The organism is Streptococcus mitis SK575 (genome assembly GCF_000257865.1).
In the GTDB taxonomy this organism is placed as follows: Bacteria; Bacillota; Bacilli; order Lactobacillales; family Streptococcaceae; genus Streptococcus; species Streptococcus mitis_CQ.
On the sequence record NZ_AICU01000067.1, the window covers coordinates 1 to 5198 of the forward strand.

The following is a 5198-nucleotide window of genomic DNA, read 5'->3' on the forward strand; positions in this document are numbered from 1 at the left end:
CGACTTCCATATCTCACAGGGGGCAACCCCCAACTACTTCCGGCGTTCTAGGGCTTAACTTCTGTGTTCGGCATGGGTACAGGTGTATCTCCTAGGCTATCGTCACTTAACTCTGAGTAATACCTACTCAAAATTGAATATCTATTCAAACCAAGAAAACCGCTCGCTTTCATATTCTCAGTTACTTTGGATAAGTCCTCGAGCTATTAGTATTAGTCCGCTACATGTGTCGCCACACTTCCACTTCTAACCTATCTACCTGATCATCTCTCAGGGCTCTTACTGATATAAAATCATGGGAAATCTCATCTTGAGGTGGGTTTCACACTTAGATGCTTTCAGCGTTTATCCCTTCCCTACATAGCTACCCAGCGATGCCTTTGGCAAGACAACTGGTACACCAGCGGTAAGTCCACTCTGGTCCTCTCGTACTAGGAGCAGATCCTCTCAAATTTCCTACGCCCGCGACGGATAGGGACCGAACTGTCTCACGACGTTCTGAACCCAGCTCGCGTGCCGCTTTAATGGGCGAACAGCCCAACCCTTGGGACCGACTACAGCCCCAGGATGCGACGAGCCGACATCGAGGTGCCAAACCTCCCCGTCGATGTGAACTCTTGGGGGAGATAAGCCTGTTATCCCCAGGGTAGCTTTTATCCGTTGAGCGATGGCCCTTCCATACGGAACCACCGGATCACTAAGCCCGACTTTCGTCCCTGCTCGAGTTGTAGCTCTCGCAGTCAAGCTCCCTTATACCTTTACACTCTGCGAATGATTTCCAACCATTCTGAGGGAACCTTTGGGCGCCTCCGTTACCTTTTAGGAGGCGACCGCCCCAGTCAAACTGCCCGTCAGACACTGTCTCCGATAGGGATCACCTATCTGGGTTAGAGTGGCCATAACACAAGGGTAGTATCCCAACAACGTCTCCTTCGAAACTGGCGTCCCGATCTCTTAGACTCCTACCTATCCTGTACATGTGGTACAGACACTCAATATCAAACTGCAGTAAAGCTCCATGGGGTCTTTCCGTCCTGTCGCGGGTAACCTGCATCTTCACAGGTACTAAAATTTCACCGAGTCTCTCGTTGAGACAGTGCCCAAATCATTACGCCTTTCGTGCGGGTCGGAACTTACCCGACAAGGAATTTCGCTACCTTAGGACCGTTATAGTTACGGCCGCCGTTTACTGGGGCTTCAATTCATACCTTCGCTTGCGCTAAGCACTCCTCTTAACCTTCCAGCACCGGGCAGGCGTCACCCCCTATACATCATCTTACGATTTAGCAGAGAGCTGTGTTTTTGATAAACAGTTGCTTGGGCCTATTCACTGCGGCTGACTTAAAGTCAGCACCCCTTCTCCCGAAGTTACGGGGTCATTTTGCCGAGTTCCTTAACGAGAGTTCTCTCGCTCACCTGAGGCTACTCGCCTCGACTACCTGTGTCGGTTTGCGGTACGGGTAGAGTATGTTTAAACGCTAGAAGCTTTTCTTGGCAGTGTGACGTCACTAACTTCGCTACTAAACTTCACTCCCCATCACAGCTCAATGTTATAGATATAAGCATTTGACTCATATCACACCTCACTGCTTAGACAGACACTTCCAATCGTCTGCTTTAGTTAGCCTACTGCGTCCCTCCATCACTACATACTCTAGTACAGGAATATCAACCTGTTGTCCATCGGATACACCTTTCGGTCTCTCCTTAGGTCCCGACTAACCCAGGGCGGACGAGCCTTCCCCTGGAAACCTTAGTCTTACGGTGGACAGGATTCTCACCTGTCTTTCGCTACTCATACCGGCATTCTCACTTCTATGCGTTCCAGCACTCCTCACGGTACACCTTCTTCACACATAGAACGCTCTCCTACCATACCTATAAAGGTATCCACAGCTTCGGTAAATTGTTTTAGCCCCGGTACATTTTCGGCGCAGGGTCACTCGACTAGTGAGCTATTACGCACTCTTTGAATGAATAGCTGCTTCTAAGCTAACATCCTAGTTGTCTGTGCAACCCCACATCCTTTTCCACTTAACAATTATTTTGGGACCTTAGCTGGTGGTCTGGGCTGTTTCCCTTTCGACTACGGATCTTAGCACTCGCAGTCTGACTGCCGACCATAATTCATTGGCATTCGGAGTTTATCTGAGATTGGTAATCCGGGATGGACCCCTCACCCAAACAGTGCTCTACCTCCAAGAATCTCTAATGTCGACGCTAGCCCTAAAGCTATTTCGGAGAGAACCAGCTATCTCCAAGTTCGTTTGGAATTTCTCCGCTACCCACAAGTCATCCAAGCACTTTTCAACGTGCCCTGGTTCGGTCCTCCAGTGCGTCTTACCGCACCTTCAACCTGCTCATGGGTAGGTCACATGGTTTCGGGTCTACGTCATGATACTAATTCGCCCTATTCAGACTCGGTTTCCCTACGGCTCCGTCTCTTCAACTTAACCTCGCATCATAACGTAACTCGCCGGTTCATTCTACAAAAGGCACGCTCTCACCCATTAACGGGCTCGAACTTGTTGTAGGCACACGGTTTCAGGTTCTATTTCACTCCCCTCCCGGGGTGCTTTTCACCTTTCCCTCACGGTACTGGTTCACTATCGGTCACTAGGGAGTATTTAGGGTTGGGAGATGGTCCTCCCAGATTCCGACGGGATTTCTCGTGTCCCGCCGTACTCAGGATACTGCTAGGTACAAAGACTATTTTAAATACGAGGCTATTACTCTCTTTGGCTGATCTTCCCAAATCATTCTTCTATAATCTTTGAGTCCACATTGCAGTCCTACAACCCCAAAGAGTAAACTCTTCGGTTTGCCCTCCTGCCGTTTCGCTCGCCGCTACTAAGGCAATCGCTTTTGCTTTCTCTTCCTGCAGCTACTTAGATGTTTCAGTTCACTGCGTCTTCCTCCTCACATCCTTAACAGATGCGGGTAACAGGTAGTACCTGTTGGGTTCCCCCATTCGGAAATCCCTGGATCATCGCTTACTTACAGCTACCCAAGGCATATCGTCGTTTGTCACGTCCTTCTTCGGCTCCTAGTGCCAAGGCATCCACCGTGCGCCCTTATTAACTTAACCTTATTTTTCTGACCTTTCAGTCATAAACTCTTATTAATACTACAGCGTTTTCGGTTTATTTTCTTGTTACTATTTGATATAGATATTCAATTTTCAATGTGCATTACTTGGTGATCTCTCACCAATGGAGCCTAGCGGGATCGAACCGCTGACCTCCTGCGTGCAAAGCAGGCGCTCTCCCAGCTGAGCTAAGGCCCCACAAGACCTCTCAAGACTAAACAAGACCAATGCGCAGTTCCTTATCCTTAGAAAGGAGGTGATCCAGCCGCACCTTCCGATACGGCTACCTTGTTACGACTTCACCCCAATCATCTATCCCACCTTAGGCGGCTGGCTCCTTACGGTTACCTCACCGACTTCGGGTGTTACAAACTCTCGTGGTGTGACGGGCGGTGTGTACAAGGCCCGGGAACGTATTCACCGCGGCGTGCTGATCCGCGATTACTAGCGATTCCGACTTCATGTAGGCGAGTTGCAGCCTACAATCCGAACTGAGACTGGCTTTAAGAGATTAGCTTGCCGTCACCGGCTTGCGACTCGTTGTACCAGCCATTGTAGCACGTGTGTAGCCCAGGTCATAAGGGGCATGATGATTTGACGTCATCCCCACCTTCCTCCGGTTTATTACCGGCAGTCTCGCTAGAGTGCCCAACTAAATGATGGCAACTAACAATAGGGGTTGCGCTCGTTGCGGGACTTAACCCAACATCTCACGACACGAGCTGACGACAACCATGCACCACCTGTCACCTCTGTCCCGAAGGAAAACTCTATCTCTAGAGCGGTCAGAGGGATGTCAAGACCTGGTAAGGTTCTTCGCGTTGCTTCGAATTAAACCACATGCTCCACCGCTTGTGCGGGCCCCCGTCAATTCCTTTGAGTTTCAACCTTGCGGTCGTACTCCCCAGGCGGAGTGCTTAATGCGTTAGCTGCGGCACTAAACCCCGGAAAGGGTCTAACACCTAGCACTCATCGTTTACGGCGTGGACTACCAGGGTATCTAATCCTGTTTGCTCCCCACGCTTTCGAGCCTCAGCGTCAGTTACAAGCCAGAGAGCCGCTTTCGCCACCGGTGTTCCTCCATATATCTACGCATTTCACCGCTACACATGGAATTCCACTCTCCCCTCTTGCACTCAAGTTAAACAGTTTCCAAAGCGTACTATGGTTAAGCCACAGCCTTTAACTTCAGACTTATCTAACCGCCTGCGCTCGCTTTACGCCCAATAAATCCGGACAACGCTCGGGACCTACGTATTACCGCGGCTGCTGGCACGTAGTTAGCCGTCCCTTTCTGGTAAGATACCGTCACAGTGTGAACTTTCCACTCTCACACTCGTTCTTCTCTTACAACAGAGCTTTACGATCCGAAAACCTTCTTCACTCACGCGGCGTTGCTCGGTCAGACTTCCGTCCATTGCCGAAGATTCCCTACTGCTGCCTCCCGTAGGAGTCTGGGCCGTGTCTCAGTCCCAGTGTGGCCGATCACCCTCTCAGGTCGGCTATGTATCGTCGCCTTGGTGAGCCGTTACCCCACCAACTAGCTAATACAACGCAGGTCCATCTGGTAGTGATGCAATTGCACCTTTTAAGCAAATGTCATGCAACATCTACTGTTATGCGGTATTAGCTATCGTTTCCAATAGTTATCCCCCGCTACCAGGCAGGTTACCTACGCGTTACTCACCCGTTCGCAACTCATCCGGAGAAGCAAGCTCCTCCTTCAGCGTTCTACTTGCATGTATTAGGCACGCCGCCAGCGTTCGTCCTGAGCCAGGATCAAACTCTCATTAAAAGTTTGAGTTCTCACTCATTTCTGTCACTGACAGATTTATTGTTTTTTTCATTGTTCAGTACTACAACCTTAGTTGTAGTGCCCTGCACATTGGTTCGTCTTGTTCAGTTTTCAAAGGTCTTTGTCACTCGCTTCTCTCAAGCGACAACTATATTAGTATATCACAGTGGCTTTCGCTTGTCAACACTTTTTTGAAACTTTTTTAAACTTTTTTTCATCAAGTGTTTCAACCGCAACATACCATAGTCCGTACGGGATTCGAACCCGTGTTACCGCCGTGAAAAGGCGGTGTCTTAACCCCTTGACCAACGGACC

The 5198-nt window shown here is 49.7% G+C and carries 2 tRNA genes and 3 rRNA genes; all 5 read right to left on the reverse strand.

The features are described 5' to 3' along the window. Positions 1-110: ribosomal RNA gene (gene rrf, locus HMPREF1048_RS08570) — 5S ribosomal RNA — on the reverse strand; the annotation flags it as partial. Between the two features lie 76 nt (positions 111-186). Then, positions 187-3088 (reverse strand): 23S ribosomal RNA (locus HMPREF1048_RS08575). 125 nt (positions 3089-3213) lie between these two features. After that, a tRNA-Ala gene (locus HMPREF1048_RS08580) sits at positions 3214-3286 on the reverse strand. Between the two features lie 51 nt (positions 3287-3337). Next, positions 3338-4883 (reverse strand): 16S ribosomal RNA (locus tag HMPREF1048_RS08585). 243 nt (positions 4884-5126) lie between these two features. After that, a tRNA-Glu gene (locus HMPREF1048_RS08590) sits at positions 5127-5198 on the reverse strand.